General features: G+C 38.7%; 1 pseudogene. It reads left to right on the top strand.

Annotated elements, in window-relative coordinates:
- Positions 1-486 (top strand): annotated as a pseudogene (locus AC2JF9_RS08590) (hypothetical protein); the annotation flags it as partial.

Here is a 486-nt window from a genome sequence, read left to right as displayed (position 1 = left end):
CTATTGCATTAACCGAAGAAGAAAATTTCGAACAAATCATTAAAATCGCGAAAGCTTCCTTTGCGCTTTTTGAAACGCTATATGGTCAGCTGCCTTATTCTAATGTATCGGTAATTGAAACTGGGTATAATACCAATTTTGCAGTAGAATACCCTAATTTAGCCGTTTTTTCTAAAGACATATTATCCGATAATCAGATTGAACACTGGTTGCCGCATGAAATTGGCCACATGTGGTGGTATAACACTGTAGGTGTAAATGAAGTTGAAAATGGTTGGATTGACGAGGGGTTGGCAGAATTGGGTGTTGTTTTGTATTTGGAAAATCAATATTCCAAATCAAAAGGAGGAGAATTGAGAAATTCGTATCGCGAAAGGAATCGGTTGCTTACTAGAACGTCACCTGAACAAACAATGAATGCCGGATTATATGCGTTCAAAAGCAGACCAGAGCTTTATGATTCCTGGTATGCCCGGTCTGCTGACA

The organism is Lactobacillus sp. C449L (assembly GCF_059900815.1).
This window is presented reverse-complemented; position numbering and strand designations above follow the sequence as displayed.